The sequence below is a fragment of the Pseudorhodoferax sp. Leaf267 genome, assembly GCF_001422405.1.
GTDB lineage: Bacteria > Pseudomonadota > Gammaproteobacteria > Burkholderiales > Burkholderiaceae_C > Pseudorhodoferax.
In genome coordinates this window covers 330,577-352,231 of record NZ_LMMV01000001.1, presented here as the reverse complement: position 1 = coordinate 352,231, position 21,655 = coordinate 330,577, and the positions used below count along the sequence as shown (strand labels likewise).

At 70.0% G+C, this 21,655-nt stretch carries 19 protein-coding genes and 1 pseudogene; 11 read left to right on the top strand and 9 right to left on the bottom strand.

The features are described 5' to 3' along the window. Positions 1-6: 6 nt before the first annotated feature. Genes hpnC through hpnE form a run of 3 tightly spaced genes read left to right on the top strand, consistent with a single transcriptional unit; the run spans position 7 to position 2,973 of the window. On the top strand, positions 7-852 hold the full coding sequence (gene hpnC / locus ASF43_RS01655) for a squalene synthase HpnC (protein ID WP_235578090.1): 846 nt from the start codon (positions 7-9) through the stop codon (positions 850-852). A gap of 40 nt (positions 853-892) precedes the next feature. Beyond that, on the top strand, positions 893-1,732 hold the full coding sequence (gene hpnD, locus ASF43_RS01650) for a presqualene diphosphate synthase HpnD (protein WP_056175775.1): 840 nt from the start codon (positions 893-895) through the stop codon (positions 1,730-1,732). Then, on the top strand, positions 1,729-2,973 hold the full coding sequence (hpnE, locus tag ASF43_RS01645) for a hydroxysqualene dehydroxylase HpnE (protein WP_056175772.1): 1,245 nt from the start codon (positions 1,729-1,731) through the stop codon (positions 2,971-2,973). Before hpnD ends, hpnE begins: the two co-directional genes overlap by 4 nt. Before the next feature lies 1 nt (position 2,974). Here hpnE and ASF43_RS01640 read toward each other — a convergent pair whose 3' ends face one another. Further along, positions 2,975-3,670, bottom strand: coding sequence for an HAD family hydrolase (locus ASF43_RS01640; protein WP_200932403.1), 696 nt, complete (start codon positions 3,668-3,670; stop codon positions 2,975-2,977). A 19-nt stretch (positions 3,671-3,689) separates the two neighbouring features. On the opposite strand from ASF43_RS01640, the gene hemH reads away from it, so the two are divergent. Next, a complete protein-coding gene (gene hemH / locus ASF43_RS01635) occupies positions 3,690-4,715 on the top strand; it encodes a ferrochelatase (protein ID WP_056175766.1) in 1,026 nt (341 codons plus the stop codon). Here hemH and ASF43_RS01630 read toward each other — a convergent pair. Next, positions 4,709-5,328: pseudogene (locus ASF43_RS01630) on the bottom strand (pyridoxamine 5'-phosphate oxidase family protein). The gene hemH and the pseudogene ASF43_RS01630 sit on opposite strands and share 7 nt — an antisense overlap. A gap of 169 nt (positions 5,329-5,497) precedes the next feature. Between ASF43_RS01630 and ASF43_RS01625 the strand changes: the two are divergent. Genes ASF43_RS01625 through ASF43_RS01605 form a run of 5 tightly spaced genes read left to right on the top strand, consistent with a single transcriptional unit; the run spans position 5,498 to position 9,897 of the window. Next, positions 5,498-5,941 (top strand): tripartite tricarboxylate transporter TctB family protein, encoded by a 444-nt coding sequence (locus ASF43_RS01625; RefSeq protein WP_056175763.1) that lies wholly within the window; start codon positions 5,498-5,500, stop codon positions 5,939-5,941. 6 nt (positions 5,942-5,947) lie between these two features. After that, positions 5,948-7,474: a tripartite tricarboxylate transporter permease gene (locus tag ASF43_RS01620; protein ID WP_056175759.1), complete on the top strand. Its 1,527-nt coding sequence runs from the start codon at positions 5,948-5,950 to the stop codon at positions 7,472-7,474. A gap of 34 nt (positions 7,475-7,508) precedes the next feature. Continuing rightward, the gene (locus ASF43_RS01615) at positions 7,509-8,198 is read left to right on the top strand and encodes a response regulator transcription factor (protein WP_056175757.1); all 690 of its coding nucleotides are present in this window, start codon (positions 7,509-7,511) and stop codon (positions 8,196-8,198) included. Then, positions 8,195-9,613 carry a sensor histidine kinase gene (locus ASF43_RS01610; protein WP_056175754.1) on the top strand — a complete coding sequence of 473 codons (1,419 nt, stop codon included), beginning with the start codon at positions 8,195-8,197 and terminating at the stop codon, positions 9,611-9,613. Before ASF43_RS01615 ends, ASF43_RS01610 begins: the two co-directional genes overlap by 4 nt. 17 nt (positions 9,614-9,630) lie before the next feature. Then, positions 9,631-9,897, top strand: a complete 267-nt coding sequence (locus ASF43_RS01605; protein ID WP_056175751.1) for a hypothetical protein — start codon at positions 9,631-9,633, stop codon at positions 9,895-9,897. A gap of 38 nt (positions 9,898-9,935) precedes the next feature. On the opposite strand, the gene ASF43_RS01600 is transcribed toward ASF43_RS01605, so the two are convergent. The 7 genes from ASF43_RS01600 to ASF43_RS01570 form a co-directional block, all read right to left on the bottom strand. After that, positions 9,936-10,814, bottom strand: coding sequence for an alpha/beta fold hydrolase (locus tag ASF43_RS01600; protein WP_056175748.1), 879 nt, complete (start codon positions 10,812-10,814; stop codon positions 9,936-9,938). Between the two features lie 7 nt (positions 10,815-10,821). Further along, the gene (locus tag ASF43_RS01595) at positions 10,822-12,942 is read right to left on the bottom strand and encodes a 3-hydroxybutyrate oligomer hydrolase family protein (RefSeq protein ID WP_056175745.1); all 2,121 of its coding nucleotides are present in this window, start codon (positions 12,940-12,942) and stop codon (positions 10,822-10,824) included. A 26-nt stretch (positions 12,943-12,968) separates the two neighbouring features. Next, a complete protein-coding gene (locus tag ASF43_RS01590) occupies positions 12,969-14,036 on the bottom strand; it encodes a branched-chain amino acid ABC transporter permease (RefSeq protein WP_056175743.1) in 1,068 nt (355 codons plus the stop codon). Next, positions 14,033-15,013: a branched-chain amino acid ABC transporter permease gene (locus ASF43_RS01585; RefSeq protein ID WP_056175738.1), complete on the bottom strand. Its 981-nt coding sequence runs from the start codon at positions 15,011-15,013 to the stop codon at positions 14,033-14,035. Before ASF43_RS01585 ends, ASF43_RS01590 begins: the two co-directional genes overlap by 4 nt. Before the next feature lie 100 nt (positions 15,014-15,113). Further along, on the bottom strand, positions 15,114-15,896 hold the full coding sequence (locus ASF43_RS01580) for an ABC transporter ATP-binding protein (protein ID WP_056175736.1): 783 nt from the start codon (positions 15,894-15,896) through the stop codon (positions 15,114-15,116). Next, complete coding sequence (locus tag ASF43_RS01575) at positions 15,893-16,648, bottom strand: ABC transporter ATP-binding protein (RefSeq protein ID WP_056175734.1); 756 nt, start codon at positions 16,646-16,648, stop codon at positions 15,893-15,895. Before ASF43_RS01575 ends, ASF43_RS01580 begins: the two co-directional genes overlap by 4 nt. Before the next feature lie 7 nt (positions 16,649-16,655). Then, entirely contained in the window at positions 16,656-17,855 is a 1,200-nt protein-coding gene (locus ASF43_RS01570) for a substrate-binding domain-containing protein (protein WP_056175731.1), read from the bottom strand. Positions 17,856-18,131: 276 nt separating this feature from the next. On the opposite strand from ASF43_RS01570, the gene ASF43_RS01565 reads away from it, so the two are divergent. Together ASF43_RS01565 and nirB are read left to right on the top strand one after the other, a co-directional pair. Continuing rightward, on the top strand, positions 18,132-18,722 hold the full coding sequence (locus ASF43_RS01565; RefSeq protein WP_056175728.1) for a YSC84-related protein: 591 nt from the start codon (positions 18,132-18,134) through the stop codon (positions 18,720-18,722). A 408-nt stretch (positions 18,723-19,130) separates the two neighbouring features. Continuing rightward, on the top strand, positions 19,131-21,650 hold the full coding sequence (gene nirB / locus ASF43_RS01560) for a nitrite reductase large subunit NirB (protein WP_056175725.1): 2,520 nt from the start codon (positions 19,131-19,133) through the stop codon (positions 21,648-21,650). Positions 21,651-21,655: the final 5 nt, after the last annotated feature.

The window sequence follows — 21,655 nt, the reverse complement described above, 5'->3', positions numbered from 1 at the left end:
CGCGCCGTGCGCGCCCCCCCTGCCCCGCCGCCGGCCGTTTCCGCGCCGGCCGTCGACCACTACGAAAACTTCCCCGTCGCCTCCTGGCTGTGCCCGGCGGCGCTACGGCCTGCCGTCGCCGCACTGTATTGGTATGCGCGCACGGCGGACGACATCGCCGACGAAGGCGATGCACGGGCAGACGAGCGGTTGGCCGACCTCGCTGCCTACCGGTCCGACCTGGACGCACTGTTCGCCGGTACCACGCCATCGGGCCGCTGGCCTGCCGTGTTCGGCCCCTTGCGTGCGGCGATCGCGCGCGATGGCCTGCCGCACAAGCCGCTGGCCGACCTGCTGGACGCGTTCGCGCAGGACGTGCGCAAGACCGCCGAGGGCGCAGGCTATGCCGACCGGGCCGAGCTGCTGGACTACTGCGCACGCTCCGCCGCGCCCGTCGGCCGCCTCATGCTGCACCTGTACGGCGTGCAGGACGACCGCGCGCTGGCGCACAGCGATGCCATCTGCTCGGCGCTGCAATTGATCAACTTCTGGCAGGACCTCTCGGTCGACCTGCCGCGCGCCCGCTACTACCTGCCGCAGGACCGCTGCGCCCACCATGGCACGACCCAGCAGGCGCCGACACGCGCTCTGGTGGCCGAACAGGTGCGCTGGGCGCGCGAGCTGATGCACAGTGGCGCGCCGCTGGTGCACCGCGTGCCGGGCCGCATGGGCTGGGAACTGCGGCTGGTCGTGCAGGGCGGGCTGCGCATCCTGGACAAGATCGAGTCCATGGATTGCGCGACCTGGCAGGCACGGCCGAAGCTGCGCCCCTGGGACGGCGTGGTGATGTTCTGGCGCAGCCTGTGGATGTGAGGCCGGAGCCCACCGGCGGCGGATGGGAGAATCGCCGCCCATGACACCTGAGCAGTACGTGCAACAAAAGGCCGCGGCCTCCGGTAGCAGCTTTTACTACGCCTTCCTGTTCCTGCCCAAGCAGCGCCGTGCAGCCATCACGGCCTTCTACGCTTTTTGCCGCGAGGTCGACGACGTCGTCGACGAAGTGGCCGATCCGGCCGTGGCACGAACCAAGCTCGGCTGGTGGCAGGCCGAGGTCGCCAAGTCCTTCGCCGGCCAGCCCACCCACCCCGTGATGGCCGCGCTGATGCCGCTGGTGCCCGAATTCGGCATCGAGCAGCGGCAGCTGCAGGCCATCATCGAGGGCTGCCAGATGGACCTGGAACAGACGCGCTACCTGGACTTCCCCGGCCTGCAGCGCTATTGCCACCTGGTGGCCGGCGTGGTGGGCGAAGTCTCGGCCTCCATCTTCGGCCAGACCGACCCGGCCACCACGCGCTACGCACACACGTTGGGCCTGGCCTTTCAGCTCACCAACATCATCCGCGACGTGGGTGAGGACGCGATGCGCGGCCGCATCTACCTGCCGATCGACGACCTGCAGCGCTTCGACGTGAAGGCGCACGAGATCCTGAACCGCGTGCATTCGGACCGCTTCGTGGCCTTGATGCGCTTCCAGGCCCAGCGTGCCCACGGCTATTACGACGAGGCCATGGCCGCCCTGCCGCCGGCCGACCGGCGTGCGCAAAAGCCCGGCCTGATGATGGCCAGCATCTACCGCACGCTGCTGCGCGAGATCGAAAGCGACGACTTCGCCGTGCTGCACCAGCGCGTGAGCCTGACACCCTTGCGCAAGTTCTGGCTCGCGTGGAAGGTGCAGGCCCTGGGCATGACGTGAGGGTCGGCATCGTCGGCGCCGGCTGGGCAGGCCTGGCCGCAGGTGTACGGGCGGCGCAAGCCGACCATGCCGTCACCGTCTTCGAGTCTGCGCGCACCGCCGGCGGCCGCGCCCGCAGCGTGGTGCACGCCGACGGTCTGATCCTGGACAACGGCCAGCACATCCTGATCGGCGCCTACACCCAGACCCTGGCGCTCATGCGCACGGTGGGCGTGGAGATCGAACAGGCCCTGCTGCGCCTGCCGCTGGACCTGCGCTTCGCAGACGGCAGCGGCATCCGGCTGCCCGACACCGCGCCGCCCTGGGACGCGATGGCCGGCATCGTGCGCGCGCGCGGCTGGACCTGGCGCGACAAGGCCGGCCTGCTGGCCGCCACCACGCGCTGGCAGCTGCAGGGCTTTCGCTGCGCGCCGGGCCTGAGCGTGGCCGCACTGTGCGCCGGCATGCCGCAGCGCGTGCTGGACGCCTTCGTCGAGCCGCTGTGCCTGTCGGCACTGAACACGCCCTCCGAACGCGCCAGCGCCCAGGTGTTCCTGCGTGTGCTGCACGACTCACTGATGGGCGGGCGTGGCGGCTCCAACCTGCTGATCCCGCGCCAGCCGCTGGGGGCTCTGTTCCCCGAGCCCGCCATCGCCTGGCTCGAGCAACGCGGGCACGGCGTACGGCTCGCGCACCGCGTGGCGTCGTTGCGCCCGAACGGCCCGCGCTGGCAGATCGACGGCCAGGACTTCGACTGCGTGCTGCTGGCCTGCCCGTCCTGGGAGGCCGCGCGGCTGGTGCGTGCAGCGCTGCCCGGTGCCGGCGCGTGGCTGGCCCGGGCCGAAGCCCTGCGGTTCGAGCCCATCACCACCGTCTATGCGCGCAGCGCCACCCGGCTCCCGCGCGCCATGACGGCCTTGCCCAGCGGGCCGGATGCGCCGGCCCAGTTCGTGTTCGACCGCCGGCATCTCGGCGCGGACGGCCTGCTGGCCTTCGTCGTCAGCGTGAGCGGCGGCACGCGCGAGGTGCTGGAGCAGCAGGTGCTGGCGCAGGGCCGGCGCCAGCTGGGCCTGCACGACCTGCAGGCCGTGACCACCATCATTGAAAAGCGCGCCACCTTCGCCTGCACGCCCGGCCTGGCGCGCCCCGCCGCGCGCATCGCGCCCGGCCTGGCCGCCTGCGGCGAGTATGTGGACGGCCCCTACCCCGGCACGCTGGAGGGCGCGGTGCGCAGCGCGCTCGACGCGGTCGCCAAGCTGTAGCTCAGAGCAGCGCGCACAGCTCGCGCAGGCTGGCCACGGTGACGTGGGGCTGCACCTGCTGCGTCCACGGATGCTCGCCGCGGTTGACCCAGGCCGTCTGCATGCCGGCCGCGTGCGCGCCCAGCACGTCGAGCAGGGCGTCGTCGCCCACGTGCAGCACCTGCGCCGCCTCCACGCCCGCCGCGGCGGCGCCGGCCTGGAATATGCGCGCATCGGGCTTGCCCACGCCGAAGCTCGACGCGCTGACGCTGGCGCGGAAGTAGCGCGCCAGGCCCACGCGCTCCAGGTCGGCATTGCCGTTGGACAGGGCCACCAGCGGAAAGCGCGCGGCCAGGTGGTCCAGCGCCGCCAGCGCGTCCTCGTACAGCTCGACCCGGTTGCGCTCGGCAAAGAACACGTCGAAGGCCGGTTCGGCCAGCGCGCCGTCCTCGCCGGCCCGCGTGAGCGCCAGGCGGATCGCCTCGCGCCGCATCAGGCTCATGTCGTGGGCCATGTCCTGGCGCACCTGCGCCACCTCGGCGCGCAGCGCCAGACGCGTCTCGGCGCTGGCGTACAGCGCGGCGGTCAGCGGCGCGTGCTGGCCCAGCCAATCGGCCAGCACCGCCTCGGCGCGGGCGATGGTGGGCCAGATCGGCCACAAGGTGTCGTCCAGGTCCAGCGTGATGGCATGGACAGCATCGGTGTTCAGCGTTCCCATAGGTGCCGGAGAATACGGCATGCCCCTTCACGCCGCGCCCGCCACACCCACCCCCTCCGACCAGACCGCCGTCCTCTATTGCAACCTCGGCACGCCCGATGCGCCCACGGCGCCGGCCGTGCGCCGCTACCTCGCCGAATTCCTGGCCGACCCGCGCGTGGTGGAGATCCCGCGCGCCGTGTGGCTGCCCATCCTGCACGGCATCATCCTGCGCGTGCGGCCAGCCAAGTCGGCTGCCAAGTACGCCAGCGTCTGGACCGAACAGGGCTCGGCGCTGAAGGTCTGGACGGCGCAGCAGACCGCGTTGCTGCGCGACGCGCTGGCCGCCAGCGGCCACCGCCTGGCGGTGCACTACGCGATGCGCTACGGCAACCCGTCCATCGCCGCGCAACTCGATGCGCTGGCCGCCGCTGGCGTGCAGCGCGTGCTCGTGCTGCAGGCCTACCCGCAGTATTCGGGCACGACCACGGCCAGCGTGCTCGATGCCGTCTTCGACTGGAGCCGCCGGCAGCGCCGCGTGCCCGCCTTGCGTTTCGTCAACGACTACCACGACGACCCGGCCTACATCGCCGCGCTGGCCGGCAGCGTGGAGCGGCACTGGGCGCAGCATGGCCGCGGCGAGCTGCTGGTGATGAGCTTCCATGGCATCCCGGCGCGCAACATCGCGCTGGGCGACCCGTACCAGGTGCAATGCCTGGCCACGGCGCGCCTGTTGGCGCAGCGGCTGGGCCTGTCGGACGCGCAGCACCGCGTGACCTTCCAGTCGCGCTTCGGCCGCGCCAAATGGCTGGAGCCCTACACCGAGCCGACGCTGCGGGTGCTGGCCAAGGAAGGCGTCAGGCGCGTGGACGTGATGTGCCCGGGCTTTCCGGTGGATTGCCTGGAGACGCTGGAAGAAATCTCCATGGAGGCGCGCGAGGCCTTCCTGCACGAGGGCGGCGAGGCCTTCAGCTACATCCCCTGCCTGAACGACAGCCCCGAGTGGATCGCCGCCCTGGCCGGCATCGCCGAGCGCAACCTGGGCGGCTGGGACACGCGTCAATAGAGCGTGGCCTGCTGCCGCGCCGGCAGCTCGCGGTCGTAGGCCGCGCCGTCGAAGGCCGCATCCGTCAGCGCCGACAGGATGGCGCCCGGCGTCGGCACGTCGGGCCGGGCCGGCGCCTCGCCCCACAACCGGGAGCGCTGGATGGCCCGCGCGCACTGGAAGTACACGCTGTCCACCGCGATCACGAGCACGCATCGGGGCAGCGCTCCGCCCACCGCGAAGCGCTGCAGCAAGGCGGCATCGGCGCTGATGCGGGCCCGCCCGTTCACGCGCAGCGTCTCGCCCAGGCCGGGATCAGGAACAGCAGGCCCACGCGCGGATCGGCCAGGATGTTGCGCAGGCTGTCGATGCGGTTGTTGCTGCGGCGCTCGGGCAGCAGCAAGGTCTTCTCGTCCTCGACCTGCATTAAGCCCGGCGCGTCGCCGCGCGGCGATGCATCCAGCCCGCCCGGCCCGCTGGTGGCCAGCACGGCAAAGGGCGAAGCTTCGATCAGCGCGCGGTACAGCGGGTGCACATGGCCGATCTCCTTGTTGAGCGAGGCCTCGCCAGGCTGGCCGAACAGGGCCTCGAGCTGGGCCACGGTGGTGATGGTCGTGTCGTGGGTGTGCGTCATGGGGAACTCCGGGTCGAAGCATGGGCGCTGGCGACCGGCCGGTTCAGGCTCCCGTCAGGCAGCCCCGCCTAAGCTGACCGGACCGCCGCGCGCGCCAGCCGCGTGGCGATCAGCCGGCGCCTTCTGGCGCCGACCCTCACCACCCCGGAGCCCCGCGCTCCCGCGACCCATGAAAACCACACGAGACATCCACGACCTGATCGGGGGGCTGCTGATGATGGCGGCCGGCCTCTTCTTCGCCGTCTACGGCACCCGCTACAGCTTCGGCAGCACCGCCCGCATGGGGCCGGGCTATTTCCCGGTCGTGCTGGGCGGCACCCTGGCCGTGCTGGGCCTGCTGGTCGCCCTGCCCGCCTGGTGGCGCCAGGGCGCAGGTGTCACCGTCCAATGGCGCAACCTCGTCTGGTGCATCGGCAGCCTGCTGCTGTTCGCCTGGACGCTGCAGCCGCTGGGCGTGATCGCCGCGTCCTTCCTCGCCGGCCTGCTGGCCCTGGTGCCGTCGGCCATGGCGCTGCGCACGCGCCTCACCGTGTGCGCCGTCGTGGCCGTGCTGACCACGCTCATCTTCCCCATGGCCCTGCAGATGCAGTTGCCCATCTGGCCCTGGAATTGACACGACATGGAACTGCTCGACAACCTCTGGCTCGGCCTGCAAGTAGCCTCCGAGCCCATCACATTGCTCTACTGCTTCGGCGGCGTGCTGCTGGGGACCGTGGTCGGCGTGCTGCCCGGCATCGGCGCGCTGGCCGCCATCTCGCTGCTGCTGCCGCTCACCTACCACATGCCGCCCACGGCCGCCATCATCATGCTGGCCGGCGTCTACTACGGCGCGCAGTACGGCGGCTCCACCGCCTCCATCCTGCTGAACCTGCCCGGCACGCCGTCCTCGGCCGTGACCTGCCTGGACGGCTACCCCATGGCCAGGCAGGGCAAGGCCGGCATCGCGCTGTTCGTGACCACCATCGCCTCGCTGGCCGGCGCCATGAGCGGGCTGGTGCTGCTGGTGCTGTTCTCGCCGGCCATCGCCGAGGTGGGCCTGAAATTCGGCCCCGCCGAGTTCTTCTCGATGATGGTGCTGGGGCTGGTGGCCGCCTCGTCGATGACGGCCGGCTCGGCCGCCAAGGGACTGTGCATGGTGGTGTTCGGCCTGCTGCTGGGCATGGTGGGCACCGATGTGAACTCGGGCGTGGCGCGCTTCGCGTTCGACGTGCCCGAGCTCACCGACGGCATCAACCTGATCGCGCTGGCCATGGGCCTGTTCGGCGTGGCCGAGGTCGTGCGCTGCATCAATTCGGCCGACACGGCACGCAAGCCCGACAAGGTCACCCTGCGCTCCATGGTGCCTTCGCAAGCCGAGTTCCGCGCCACCTTGAAGCCGATGGCGCGCGGCTCGGCGTTGGGCTCCGCGCTGGGCGCGCTGCCCGGCGTCGGCCCGTCGATCGCGGCTTTCATGTCCTACGCCATAGAGAAAAAGGTGGCCAAGGACCCGAGCCGCTTCGGCCATGGCGCGGTCGAGGGCATCACCGCGCCCGAGTCGGCCAACAACGCGGCCGCGCAGACGGCCTTCGTGCCCTCGCTGTCCCTGGGCATCCCGGGCGACGCGGTCATGGCCGTGATGCTCGGCGCGCTGATCATCCACGGCATCCAGCCCGGCCCCATGCTGATCAGCGACCAGCCCGAGCTGTTCTGGGGCCTGGTCGTGAGCTTCGCCATCGGCAACATCATGCTGGTGGTGCTGAACCTGCCCACCATCGGCCTGTGGGTGGCGCTGCTGCGCATCCCGTTCGCGTGGATGTACCCGGCCATCCTGGTGTTCGTGGCGCTCGGCGTCTACAGCGTGAACAACAACGTGTTCGACATCTACGCCGTGGCCGCGCTGGGCATCATGGGCTATGCGCTGATGGTGCTGCGCTTCGAGCCGGCGCCGCTGCTGCTGGGCTACATCCTGGGGCCGATGCTGGAGGAACACCTGCGCCGTGCCATGCTGCTGTCGCGCGGTGACCCGGCGGTCTTCATCCAGCGGCCCATCAGCGCCACGCTGCTCGCGCTGACGGCGGCCATGCTGGCCTGGGCCATCTGGTCCACGGTGCGCAAGACGGTCCAGGCCAAGCGCCAGCTCGACGCTGCCGAAGCGGCCCCGGCCTGAGCGAGGCGGCTGCCCCATCTGCTAGCCTTGCCGCATGCGAATCCTGCTGGTTGAAGACGATGCCGTGCTGCGCGAAGTGATGTCGCGCAGCCTGGCGGACGCCGGCCACCGCGTCGACGTGGCCGCGTGCGTGGAGGACGCCGACCACCTGTGGCGCGTGCAACCCTTCGACGCCGTGCTGCTGGACCTGAACCTGCCCCAGCAGCCGCGCGTCGGCAGCACGCTGGGCAGCGGCCTCACCGTGCTGCGCCAGGCTCGCCAGCGCGGCGACCGCACGCCGGTGCTGGTGCTCACGGCACGCAACCGCACCGAGGAGCGCATCGCCGGCCTGGACGCCGGCGCCGACGACTACCTGGGCAAGCCCTTCGACCTGGCCGAGGTCGAGGCCCGGCTGCGCGCGCTGGTGCGCCGCGCGCAGGGCACGGACGACCGCTCCGCGCTCGGCCTGCTGCAGCTGGACAGGCGCGCGCGCCGCTTCAGCGTGGGCGCCGAACCGCTGGACCTGCCCGCACGCGAGTTCGAAGTGCTGTGGGAGCTCATGAGCCCACCCGGCCACGCCGTCAGCAAACGCACGCTGTCCGACAAGCTGTCCAGTTTCGACGAGGCCCTGGGCGACAACGCGCTGGAGGCCTTCATCTCCCGCCTGCGCAAGAAGCTGGCCGGCAGCGGCGCGGCCATCCGCACGCTGCGCGGCATCGGCTACCTGCTGGAGCCCGAGGCTTGACACCAGCACCGGCCCCGCGCAGCGGCGCGGCGCCCTCGCCGTCGCTGCGCATCCGCATGCTGCGGCATGTGATGCTGCCGCTGGTGCTGATCTGGCTGGCCGGCACCGCCGCCACGCTGGGCGTGGCCAGCTACTTCACCGAAGAGGCGTTCGACCGCGCGCTGCTGGACGACGCGTACTCCATCGCCTCGCAGGTGCGGCCGCTGCCCGACGGCCAAGTGGCCTTGCAGCTCACGCCCAGCGAATTGACCGCCGCGCTGTTCGACCAGGCCGAGGCGGTGTATTTCGCCGTGCTGCGCCCGGACGGCACACGCATGGCCGGCGAGCCCCTGCCGCGCATGCCGCTGCCAGGCGGCGAGCCCGCCTACCGCTATGGCAACTTCGACTACCAGGGCCAGCCCGTGCGCGCGGTGATCCTGCGCCACCAGGTGCAGGGCGGCCCCTACCACGTCGTCATGGCGCACACCACGCGCATCCGAGGCGCCCTGGTGCAGCGCCTGCTGGTGTTCGGCGCCCTGCCCCTCTTGGCCCTGCTCGGCCTGCTGGCCTGGTGGCTGTGGCGCGGCATCGAGCGCGACCTGGCGCCACTGGCCCGGCTGCAGGCCGCGCTGGCGCACCGCGACGCCAAGGACCTGTCGCCCGTGGCCGTGCCGAGCACCACGCAGGAGATCGAGCAGGTCGGCCATGCCGTGAACCACCTGTTCGAACGGCTGGGCCGCAACGTGCGGGCCCAGCGCGAATTCGCCGGCAACGTGGCGCACGAGCTGCGCACGCCGCTGGCCGGCATCCGTGCGCTGGCCGAGTACGGCCTGGCCCATCCCGGCACCGCCGTGCCGCAGCAGCAGCTGCAGCAGATCGCCACCAGCGCCGAACGCGCAGGCCGCCTCGTCAACCAGTTGCTGGACCTGGCCATGGCCGACGAGGGCGAGGTCGTGCTGCAGAACGAACGCCTGGCCCTGCCCGCACTGGTCGGCCGGGCCGTCGTGCGCCACCTGGACCGGGCCGACGCGCGCGGCGTGGACCTGGGCGCGCGCGGCCTGGACGACGCCGCCCCCGAGGACCTGGTCGCCTGGGGCGACGCCGCACTGGTCGAGGGCATCCTGGACAACCTGATCGACAACGCCCTGCGCTATGGCGGCCAGACGCTCACCATCGAGCTCAGCGCCGACCGTGCCGCCCGCACCTGCGTGCTGGCCGTGGTGGACGACGGCCCCGGCATCGCGGAGGCGGCGCGGCGCGACCTCATGCAGCGCTGGGCCCAGGGCCGCGACGGCGAGAAGCTGGGCCAGGGCGCAGGCCTGGGCCTGTCCATCGTGGCGCGCTATGCCCAGTTGCTGGGCACCGAGCTTCAGCTGGCCAGCGTGGACGGCACCCGCGGCCTGCGCGCCAGCATCGCCCTGCCGCGCGCGGGCTGAAGCCAATCACGGCCGAAGTGTTCAACGAGAAGGTGGCCGGCGGCTCGTTCCGCGGCGTGCGGGCCGACGGCGTCGACTGGCGCTGGGACTTCGACAAGGACGGCAGCCTGATCATCTACAGCCGCGGCAGGTCCGACCGCGGCAAATGGCGCGTCGAGGGCGACAAGCTGTGCACCGACATGGTCCAGTCCAACTCCACCTGCAACGATGTGCGCCTGCTCGACGGCCAACTGCTCTACAAGCGCGTCGCCAACGGCGAAGTTGTGACACTCAAGCCCAAGTAAGGCCCAAGCCGAAGCGGCGCCGGGCACCTGCCGAGCGGTCAGCGCCCGGCCTGCGCCGCGTCGATGAACGCCGCCACCACGTCCAACTGCCCGGCCACATTCAGCGCCGGCGCATGCCCGCAACCCGGCACCTCGACCACCTGCAAGCGCCCCGCCGCCCCCGGCCCGCGCGTGCGCATCGCGGCCAGGGCCTCGGGCAACACGAGGTCGGACGCGGCACCGCGCAGGCACAGCACGGGCGCGGTGATCGCGTCGTAGTGCGGCCACAGCAGATAGTCGTCGGGGTGGTGCGTGAACTGGCCCACGATGGCCGGGTCGTAGTGCGGCGTCACGCGGCCGTCGGGCAGGCGGCGTGTAGACGTCTCCGTCAGCCGGCGCCACTGTGCGTCACTGAGCCAGCCGAAGGGCTGGTAGGCCTGGCGGTAGAAGGCCTCCAGCTCGGCCATCGTGGCGAAGGCCGGCGGGTGGCCGGCATAGGCCTTGATGCGCGCGATCGCCGCGGCCGCGAGCTGCGGCGCGTTGTCGTTGAGCGTCAGGCTCAGGATGCGCTCGCGCATGCCGGGCACGACCAGCCCGCCCGCGCAGGCCGTGCCGATGGCGCCGCCCATGGACGTGCCCACCCAGTGCGCCTGCCCAATGCCCAGCGCGTCGAAGAACGCCCCGGCCAGCTGCGCGTAGAACGCGATGCAGTACTCGGCCACCGGCGCGGGGCTCCACTGCGAGTAGCCACGGCCGATGGTGTCGGGGCAGAGCACGCGGTAGCGCGGCGCCAGGTGCGCGGCCAGCTCGTCCATGTCGCGGCCCGTGCGCGCCAGCCCGTGCCAGGCCACCACCACGGGCGCATCGGGCGCGCCCCACTCCGTGTAGTGGATCTCTCGGCCGGCGCAGGTGGCGTAGCGGGATGCGGGCGTGGTCATGGGCACATCATTCAGGGATCGTCAGCGTGGTGCCGCTGAAGGCGATGGCATTGGCCGCGGCCGGCGTCGTCGGGATGGCCGGTACGTTGGCCGCCGTGATGGCCGGCGCCGCGCCGGGCGTGCCACCGCGTGGCACCGTGCGCAGCACCTGGCTGGCGGGCAGCGCGGTGCCGGCCGTCAGATGGGCGTAGACCGCGTCCATGGCCCGGTTCAGGTACACGTGCAGCGGGATGTAGCGGCTGTCGTAGCCGGGCAGGATGGTCGGCAGGCCGATGAAGCTGTCGAAGTGCTGCGCGTTCGTGACCTCGATATACGACAGCCTGCTGGCCGCGCCCTCGACCTTCTGGTTCAGCGCGTAATAGGGGCGCGACGTGTGCGATGCCGGCAGCAGCGCGTCGTCGCGCCCGTGCACGATCACGGCCGGCTTGCCGCGCAGGTTGCCGTTGCGGCGCGTCTCGTCCAGGCCGGTCTTCAGGCGCGTGGCCCAGGCACCACTGCCGTCGACCAGTTGCCGCAGGCACAGCGCGCCGTCCAGGTTCAGGTCATAGCTGCCGGTGGACGGCGAACGCGACACGATGTCGCGCGCCGCGCCACCCACGCTGTTGTCGTTGATGAGCTGCACGTTGCTGGCCGGCGGCACGCCATTGCCGGTGGCGAACATGGTGGCCAGCGAGACGGCGTCCAGTGCCTGCGGCACGGCCAGCGGCAGGGCCGTGGTCGCGCCATAGCCGTAGCCGCACAGCCGCTCCTGCACGCCCGCGCGCGTCAGCGCACTGGCGAAGGTGACGGCCACGGCCGGCGCCACTTCGAACGCGGCCAGCGACGGGTGCAGCCGCTGGGCCTCGTCTTCCCAGCCGTAGGCGCGCAGCTTGGCCAGGGCCTCTTCGGCCTGTGCCGCGGTGGTGGTCGCCGCCAGCAAGCCCTTGGCCTGTAGCGACGCGCAGCGCGCGCCGGCCAATGCGCCGAAGCCCGCGGCATAGGCGGCCTGGTAGGGCGTGCCGGCCAGGCTGGCAGCCAGCGAGGCGCAGGGCTGGAACACCTGGGCGTAGGTCGTGAAGTCGATCAGGGTCCTGGCACTGACCGGGATGGCATTGGCGCCGCGCCGGATGCTCACGCCCGGGTCGGCCGGCAGCTCGACCGCCGGCTCGGACACGGCCACGCCGTCGATCCAACCCTCGGTGTCCAGCTCGGCCGCGGCCAGCGCCGAGCCACCGCCGTTGGACGCGCTGGATGCGATCACGATGGTGTTGCCGCGCGCGAAGGTCTGCAGCCGCGTCGTGTCCGAAAGCTTGCCCAGACGCTCGTTGAGCACGTAGAAAGCGAACTGCACGGCCTGCAGCGTGGACTTGCCCCAGTCCTTCTCGGGGTTCTGCTGCGAGTGCGCGTGCTTGAACGCGAAACGGTTGGGGGTCTGCGCGTTGAACGTGGCCAGCTCGGCCGGCGTGAGTGCCGCGCGAAAGGCCGCCGCGTTGCCAGCCGTGGCGGCGCTGGCCCGCCTGCCGTCGATCAGCGGCACGGTGTCGTTCTGCAGGTCGTGCGGTGCGGCGCCCGTGCCCTTGTCGGTGTAGGCCACGGCACAGCCGCGCTTGAGGCCCCATTCGCCGGCCGACAGCGCGCCATAGACGCCGCGCGAGCCCGACGAAGTGGCCGTGACGATGCAGGGCTTGGCCGGGTCGAAGCTGCTCGGCACCTGCACCAGCAGCGTCACGTTCTGGCGGCCGGTTCCGTCGTCGGCATAGGCGACGTATTCGCCGCCCGCCACCTTGCCCTCACCCGTGGTGACCGTGCCGTCGACCGCCACGTTGGGGCCGTACAGCAGGCCGTAGCCGCCGGCGGCCGTCATGTCCAGCAGCGCGCGGTAGTTGGTGTAGATCGCATGGCGGCGCAGCTCGGCAGCCGTGGGCGCGGCGGCGTTGGCATAGCCGGGCGCGGCGCCGGCCAGGCCGGTCTTGCCCAGGCCGGCGGTCAGCAGGTCGTCGGTGCTGCCGTCGTACTCGGTCTGCTGCACGTTGCCGATGAACGCCGGTTTCACGTTGGCCTCCAGGCCGCCGCCACCGCCGCAGGCCGTGGCGAGCGCGGCCGCCGCGAGCGCGGTGGCGGCCAGGGGGAATCGAGTGGGCTGGGTCATGCGCTGGTCTCCTCGTGGTTGGAATCTCAATGGCGCGCCGCCGCGCGTGCGCGCAGCCGGCCGACGATGCCGGTCGGGAAGTGGTAGACCGACAGCACGAACAGCAGGCCCAGCCACAGCAGCCAGCGGTCGGGCGTGAACAGCGCGGCCAGCCAAGGCAGCGCCGCCACGGACTCGTGCGCCAGGCGCAGCAGGTCCTGCAGGTAGCTCTGCGCCACCACGAACAGCGTGGCGCCGATGGCCGCGCCGTAGATGGTGCCCATGCCGCCGATGACCACGATCAGCAGGATGTCGACCATGATCTCGAAGCTCAGCGAGGTGTCCGGCCCGTTGTAGCGCAGCCAGATCGCCAGCATGGCACCGGCCAGCGTCGCGAACAGCGCCGACAGCACGGCGGCCGTCGTGCGATACACCACCACGCGGTAGCCGATGGCCTCGGCGCGGAACTCGTTCTCGCGGATGGCCTGCAGCACGCGGCCGAACGGCGAGTTGACGATGCGCAGCAGCGCCAGCACCAGCACCACCGCCAGCACGAAGAGCGCGTAGTAGCACAGCAGCCGCCCGTCGAGCGAGGCGCCGAGGAAGGGCTCGTCGGCGAACTCGAAGCTGGGCGAGATCAGCTCGGGCATCTTGAACGTGAGCCCGTCCTCGCCGCCCGTGAAGCCCGAGAGCTGCGAGGCCAGCGTCTGGAACGCCGAGGCCACGGCCAGCGTGATCATGGCGAAGAAGATCGCGCGCACGCGCAGCGAGAACAGGCCGATGGCCAGCGACAGCACGAACGACAGCGCCAGCGCCCCACCGATGCCCACGGCCAGCGCGTCCCAGCCCGGCCCCATGCGCGTGGACGCAATCGCCACGCCGTAGGCCCCGATGCCGAAGAACATGGTGTGCGCAAAGCTCACGATGCCGGTGTAGCCCAGCAGCAGGTCGAAGCTGGCCACCAGCACCACGAACACCAGCACCTTGGCCGCGACGTTGAGCGCCTTCACGCCGGGGAACAGGAAAGGCGCGAAGGCCAGGCCCAGCAGCAGCGCGATGAGCACGCATGCCAGCACGCGGCTGCGCGGCAGGTCGTTCGACAACAAGCGGTTCATCGGTTCACCACCGGATAGACACCCTGCGGACGCCACAGCAGGATCGCCACCATCAACGCGATCGACGCGAACTGCGTCGCCACTGGCAGCACGAAGCCCACGTAGTTGACGAGCAGGCCCACCAGCAGCGCGCCGATCAACGCGCCCGCCGTCGAGCCCAGCCCGCCGATGATGATCACGATGAAGATCAGCACGTTGACCTGCGCGCCCATCTGCGGCGTGAGGTTCTGCTGGAACAGGCCCCACATCACGCCGCCCAGGCCCGCCAGCGCACTGCCAGCCACGAACACGCCGATGAACAGCCGGCCGATGCGGTAGCCGAGCGACTCGACCATCTCGCGGTCCTGCACGCCAGCGCGGATCAAGAGGCCGATCTTGGTGCGGTTCAACGTGAAGGCCAGTGCGGCAAACACGGCCAGGCCCACGGCCACGGCCAGCAGCCGGTACTTGCTGATGGCCGCCTCGCCGATGAACAGCGAGCCGCGCAAGGCCTCGGGCAGCGGCAGCGGCAACTGCGCCGGGCCCCAGATCATCTTGATGAACTCCTCGCCGATGATCATGCCGCCCATGGTGATGAGGATCTGCTTCAGGTGCTGGCCGTACACCGGCCGCACGATGAAGCGCTCGAAGGCCAGGCCCACGGCGCCGGCCACGGCCATGGCCACCAGCATGGCGGGGAAGACCGCGACCAGGTTGCGCCACAGTTCCTGCGAGCCGGTCCAGTCGCCCATGAGGCCCAGCACGCTGCTGGCAATGAAAGCGCCCAGCGCGATGAACAGGCCATGGCCGAAATTCAGCACGTCCATGAGGCCGAACACCAGCGTGAGGCCCGAGGCGATGATGAAGATGATCATGCCCATGGCAAGGCCTGCGACGGTGAGCGTGAGCCAGGTGGAGGGCGAGCCCACGAGCGGCAGCGCGATGAGGGCGAGCACGGGCACCAGGGCCAGGGGTTTCCAGTCAAGGCCGGCGTTCATGTCGTGCTCCCCCGCGCACAGGCCGCGTGCCTGCCGACGCCGCCCGCCCTCACCCCTGCCCTCGCCCAGAGGGAGAGGGAGCAAGACATCCAGGTCGCACTCATATCGCCAGCCCCAGCAGCGACTGCTGCAGTTGCGCATCCGCCGCGAACGCATCCATGCGCCCGGCATGCACCACACGGCCGTTGTCCATCACGGCGACCGTGTCGCCCAGGCGCCGCGCGAAGTTCAGGTTCTGCTCCACGAGCAGGATGGTCACGCCCTGGGCCTTGAGTTCGGCAAAGGCGTTGATCATGTTGTCGATGATGGCCGGCGCCAGGCCCTTGCTGGGCTCGTCCACGATCAAGAGCTCGCGCGGCTCGACGATGGCACGGGCCACGGCCAGCATTTGCTTCTGTCCGCCCGAGAGCTTGCCGGCCGGGTGGTTCCAGAATTTTTCGACCGCGGGAAACATCTTGTAGATCCACTGCAGCCGCGCCGCGTCCATCTGCTCGGCGCGCTTGGCGCTGCGCGCGGCCAGCAGCATGTTTTCCTTGACGGTGAGGTCGGCGAAGACGCCCATGTTCTCGGGCACGTAGGCCACGCCCAGCCCCGCGATCTGCGGCGTGGCGAAGGCGGTGATGTCCTTTCCTCCCAGCACCACGGAGCCCTGCGACGCATGCCACAGGCCCATCACCGTGCGCAGCGTGGTGGACTTGCCCGCGCCGTTGCGGCCCAGCAGCATCGTGACCTGGCCTTGCGGCACCACGAGGTCCACGCCGTGCAGGATGTGGTACGCCGCAATGTGCGTGTGCACGCCGTGCAGTTCGAGCAAAGGCTTTGTTGAAACCTCCTCGCTCCGCTCGGAGGAGCGAGCGCCTTCGGGCGGCCGGGCGGCGCTCATGCCTTGGCCACTCCGAGATAAGCCTCTTGCACGATGGGCGAGGCGATGACTTCGGCCGGCTCGCCGTCGGCCACCAGCTGCCCGTTGTGCAGCACGATGATGCGGTCGGCCAGCTCGCGCACCACGTCCATCTTGTGCTCCACGAGCAGGATGGTCTTGCTGCGGTCGCGCTTGAGCTTGCGGATCAGGTCCAGGATCACGGGCGCCTCGGCCGCGTTCATGCCGGCCGTGGGCTCGTCGAACATGAAGACCTGCGGCTGCAGCGCCATGAGCAGCGCGACCTCCAGCTTGCGCTGGTCGCCGTGCGGCAGGCTGGCCACGGTGTGGTGCTCGCGGGCCTTCAGGGCCACCTCGTCCAGGATCGCGTCGGCACGCGCGCCCAGGTCGCGGTGGTCGCTCCAGATGCTCCACAGGTTCAGCCCGCGCCGGTGCGCGCCATCCTGCGTGGCCTGCACGGCCAGCCGCACGTTCTCCAGCACCGTGAGGTTGGGGAACAGGTTGGTGAGCTGGAAAGCCCGCCCCAGGCCGGCGCGGGTGCGCGCCGAGGGCGGGCCGGTCAACTGCCGGCCGTTGAGCGACACCGTGCCCGCGCTGGCCTTGAGCTGGCCCGAGATCAGGTTGAAGTAGGTGGTCTTGCCCGCGCCGTTGGGCCCGACGATGGCCGTCAGCGTGCCGGGCGCGAACGCGCAGCTCACCGCGTTGACGGCCACATGGCCGCCGAAGCGAATCGTCAGGTCGCGGGTTTCGAGCACGCGGCGATCAGCGCTTGTTGCGGATCGGGATCTGCATTTCCTCGGGCTTGATTTCGCGCACGAGTTCCGGCACGCCCCAGCTGAACGCCGGGTCGGCCTTGATGCGGAAGTGGTACATGCTCTGCATGGCCTGGTGGTCTTCCTTGCGGAAGGTCATGGTGCCCTTGGGCGTGTCGAAGCTCATGCCTTCCATGGCGGTGATGAGCTTGTTGGTGGTGGTGTCGCCGCCGGTCTTCTTGAGCGCCGTGACCACCGCCATCGCAGCCGAGAAGCCACCGGCGGTGAAGAAGTCCGGCGGCGTCTTGTATTCCTTGTAGTGGGCCGCGACCAGGGCTTCGTTGACCGGGTTCTTGGGCAGGCCGAAGTAGTAGTAGGTGGCGCCCTCCATCCCCGGGAAGCGCTTGTAGGCCGTCATCGCAGGCAGGATGTTGCCGCCGGTGGCCACCTCGATGCCGAAGCGCTTTTGCAGGTCCGCATCGGCCAGCGCGTTGAACGGCGTGGTGGCGCCGGCCCACACCACCTCGATGATCTTGCGGCCGGGCTTGTCCTTGAGCTGGTCGACCATGCGCTGGATGCCGGCCGTGAAGTCGGTCGTGGCCGGTGGCAGGTACTCCTCGTGCACGACCTTGGACTTCTTGAGCGCGTCCTTGAAGGCCTTCACGCCGTCCTTGCCGAAGGCCCAGTCCTGGGCCAGCATGACGATGTTGACGCCTTCCTTGTCCACCGCCACGGCATTGCCGATGGCGTCCTGGCTGGAGTTGCGGCCGGTGCGGAAGATGTACTTGTTCCACTTGTCGCCCGTGATGGAATCGGCCACGGCCGGCTCGACGATCAGGATCTTCTTGTACTCCTCGGCCACGGGCAGCATGGCCAGCGCCACGCCCGAGCCGGTGGTGCCCACGGCCAGGTCGGCCTTGTCGTCGGCATAGGCGGCGGCCAGCAGCGACTTGCCCAGGTCGGGCTTGCCCTGGTCGTCCTTCTCGATCACGACCAGCTTCCTGCCGTTGACGGCCATGGAGCCGCCGGTGGCGTAGTTCAGCCCCATGGCAAAGCCGATCTGGGTCTGCTTGCCATAGGCTTCCAGCGGGCCGGTCTTGCCGTAGACGTGGGCGATGCGGATGTCTTTGGTCTGCGCGTGCGCCGGCAGGCCCAGGCAGGCAGCCCATGCGGCAACGGCCGACAACGCGGTGAGATGGCGACGGTTCATGGCGTAGTCTCTGAAGTGGTTTGGCTGAATATCGCACAGCGCGTGCCACCTCCTCAAGTATTTGTTTTCATTGGATATTTTTGGAATCTCGAATCCGAATTGCGCCATATTCCGACACGGTGTGTGTACGAATTTCGGTCAATTGATCGCTGGCGAAACAGGGTTTTCCCAGAGTTTTCGCGGCGCGACTTGGCGTAGGAATGAACCGCATCATGAAAAAACAGGCTTGTCACAAGCCTACGATCGCGCTGCATCTTGACCACAAAAGGAATCGCCATGAAGCACCAGACCAACAAGTTCCGCACCCTCGCCGCCACGGTCATGCTCGCCGCCTGCAGTGTTGCGTTCGTCGGCTGCACGACCACCGGCCCGGGCACGGCCGGCACCAACGCATCTTCCCGCACCGCCATCGACGCGGACGTGGATGCCGCGCTGTCCAAGCTCTACAACACCGTGCCAGGCTCGCGCGAGTTGGTCAGCAAGTCTGCCGGCGTGCTGGTGTTCCCCTCGGTTTTGAGCGCCAGCCTGGGCCTGGGCGCCGAATACGGCCGCGGCGCATTGCGCACCGGCGGCCGCACGCAGGGCTACTACAGCACTACTGCCGGCTCGATCGGCTGGCAGGCAGGCGCCCAGTCGCGCGCCGTGATCTATGTGTTCAGCACGCAGGATGCGCTCGACAAGTTCCGCGCCAGCAAGGGCTGGACGGTGGGCGCCGACGCCACCGTGGCCCTGGCCAACATCGGCGCCAACGGCCAAATCGACAGCAACACCGTGCGCCAGCCCGTGGTCGGCTACGTGCTGACCAACGCGGGCCTGGAAGCCGGCGTGGCACTGCAAGGCGCCAAGATCAGCCCGGTCACGCTGTAACCAGCCAGGCAATCGGCGGAGTTCGCGCTCCGCTCCCAAGCGGCCCCTGCGGGCCGCTTGTGCGTTGTGCGCCCCGACTTGGGGAGCCAGCGCACCAAGTTGGCAGGCCATGCCCCGTGCCAGCGCGCGAAAAGCCTCATTTGATGAGTATTTGCGTGGCACGGCACTTGCACTGTCTCCTGCGTTCCGAGGCAGCGTTGCCCCGGACCGGGCGGCCCCCACGCCGCCCAACCCTCCGCCAATGATGGCGGAACCCCGCACGCACTCTAAGCCCCTCTAGGCCCGGCGCGGCGGACGTTCCAAGTTCATCAACCCCACGGCGGACGGATGCGCAAGCGCCACCGCCAGGGTCGGCCGAGGCGCAGTCTCCTGCACCCTTCGTGTCGATCCGAACGTGCAGGACTCCACATGAAGATCATCCTCGTCGGCCACGGCATGGTGGGCCACAAGTTCCTCGAAAGCCTGGCCGAAAGCGGCCTGCCAGACCTGGACGTGACCGTGCTGTGCGAAGAGCCGCGCGCCGCCTACGACCGCGTGCACCTGTCCGAGTTCTTCAGCGGCAAGACGGCCGAGGAACTCTCGCTCGTCGAAGCCGGCTTCTTCGACAAGAGCGGCTTCAAGCTGCGCCTGGCCGCGCGCGCCGTCGCCGTGGAGCGGCGCAACCGCACCGTGACCACGCTGGAGGGCGAAGTGCTGCCCTACGACAAGCTGGTGCTGGCCACGGGCTCCAACCCCTTCGTGCCGGGCGTGCCGGGCCGCGACCGCGACGCCTGCTTCGTCTACCGCACCATCGAAGACCTGGAAGGCATGCGCGCCGCGGGCGCCAAGTCCAAAAGCGGCGTGGTCATCGGCGGCGGGCTGCTGGGCCTGGAATGCGCCAAGGCCTTGCGCGACCTGGGCCTTCAGACACATGTCGTCGAGTTCTCGCCGCGGCTCATGGCCGTGCAGGTGGACGAAGGCGGCGGCCGCGTGCTGCGCCACAAGATCGAGGCGCTGGGCGTGCAGGTGCACACCGGCCGCAACACGGTGGAGATCACCGACGGCGCCACCGCGCGGCACCGCATGGTGTTCGCCGACGGAACCTGGCTGGAGACCGACATGATCGTGTTCTCGGCCGGCATCCGGCCACGCGACGATCTGGCCCGCCAGTGCGTGCTGGCCATCGGCCCGCGCGGCGGAGTGGCCATCGACAGCGCCTGCCGCACCAGCGACCACGACATCTATGCCATCGGCGAATGCGCATCGTGGAACGAGCAGGTGTTCGGCCTGGTCGCACCCGGCTACGACATGGCCCGCGTGGCCGCGCGCCACATCGCAGGTGACATGGACGCCGCCTTCGTCGGGGCCGACATGAGCACCAAGCTCAAGCTGATGGGCGTGGACGTGGCCAGCATCGGCGACGCGCAGGCCAGGACGCCCGGCTGCCGCAACTACCAGTACGTGGACGAGCGCAAGCAGGTCTACAAGAAGATCGTCGTCAGCGAAGACGGCAAGCAGCTGCTGGGCGCAGTGCTGGTGGGCAACGCCGACGAATACGGCACGCTGCTGCAGATGGCGCTGAACGGCATCGCTCTGCCCGAGGAGCCTGAATTCCTGATCCTGCCTTCCAGCGACGGCAAGGCCAAGCCCGGCCTGGGCGTGGACGCATTGCCCGACACGGCGCAGATCTGCTCGTGCAACAGCGTGAGCAAGGGCGCCATCTGCGCCGCCGTGGGCGAAGGTGCCTGCACGATTGCCGACATGAAGACCTGCACCAAGGCCGGCGCCACCTGCGGCGGCTGCGTGCCGCTGGTCACTCAGGTCATGAAGTTCGAGATGACGCGCCGCGGCATGGCCGTGAACAACCATGTCTGCGAGCACTTCGCCTACTCGCGCCAAGAGATCTACCACCTGGTGCGCGTGGGGCAGATCAAGACCTTCGACGAGCTGCTGGCCCGGCACGGCAAGGGTTTGGGCTGCGACATCTGCAAGCCCGTGGCCGCCAGCGTGCTGGCCTCCATCTGGAACGAGTTCGTGCTCAAGCCCCAGCTCGCGGCACTGCAGGACAGCAACGACTACTTCCTCGGCAACATCCAGAAGGACGGCACCTATTCCGTGGTGCCGCGCATGCCGGGCGGCGAGGTCACGCCCGATGGGCTCATCGCCGTGGGCTCCGTGGCCAAGAAGTACGGCCTGTACACCAAGGTCACGGGCGGCGCGCGCGTGGACATGTTCGGCGCGCGCCTGGAGCAGCTGCCGCTGATCTGGGAAGAGCTGATCGCCGCCGGCTTCGAGAGCGGCCACGCCTACGGCAAGAGCCTGCGCACCGTGAAGAGCTGTGTCGGCTCCACCTGGTGCCGCTACGGCGTGGACGATTCCGTGGGCCTCGCCGTGCTGCTGGAGAACCGCTACAAGGGCCTGCGCGCGCCGCACAAGATCAAGTTCGGCGTTTCGGGCTGCACGCGTGAATGCGCCGAGGCCCAGGGCAAGGACGTGGGCATCATCGCCACCGACAAGGGCTGGAACCTGTACGTGTGCGGCAACGGCGGCATGAAGCCACGCCATGCCGAGCTCATCGCCAGCGACCTGAGCAAGGACGCGCTGATCGCCTTGATCGACCGCTTCCTGATGTTCTACGTGCGCACGGCCGACCGGCTGCAGCGCACCAGCACCTGGCGCGACGGTCTCGAAGGCGGCCTGGCCTACCTGCAGGACGTGCTGATCCGCGACAGCCTGGGCCTGGGCGCCGAGCTCGAGGCCCAGATGCAGCACGTGGTCGACACCTACCAGTGCGAATGGAAGAGCGCCGTCACCGACCCGGCCGTGCGCCAGCGTTTCAAAAGCTTCGTCAACAGCGACAAGCCCGACGAGCACATCGTGTTCGTGCAGGAGCGCGGCCAGATCCGCCCCGCCCGTGCCGAAGAGCGCGAACCTGCCGCCACTGTCTGAGGACC